The organism is Paraburkholderia sp. SIMBA_054, assembly GCF_046534875.1.
Taxonomy (GTDB): domain Bacteria; phylum Pseudomonadota; class Gammaproteobacteria; order Burkholderiales; family Burkholderiaceae; genus Paraburkholderia; species Paraburkholderia hospita.
Genome location: NZ_JAWRXV010001613.1, coordinates 1 through 240 on the forward strand (window position 1 = coordinate 1; position 240 = coordinate 240).

General features: G+C 64.2%; 1 protein-coding gene. It reads right to left on the reverse strand.

Translation table 11 applies throughout. From position 1 onward, the window contains the following. The coding region (locus tag SB822_RS60530; protein WP_410859578.1) for a flagellar basal body rod C-terminal domain-containing protein at nt 1-240 on the reverse strand (240 nt) is incomplete at both ends.

Sequence of the window (240 nt, forward strand, 5' to 3'; positions counted from 1 at the left end):
CATCGTGAGGGTGGCCAGCGCCAGTTCCTTGGCGGTGTTGAGCACTTCGACCCCGGCCTGGTAGTTACGCGAGGCCGAGATCAGGTTGACCATCTGCGCGACCGGGTCCACGTCGGGCGAATAGACGTAGCCATCGGCATCGGCCAGTGGGTGGTTGGGCTCGTAGCGCTTGATAGGCGGGGCGTCGGTGGTGGTGATTTCCTTGACCTTCACCCCGGTCAGGCTCGGGTCCTGGGCATT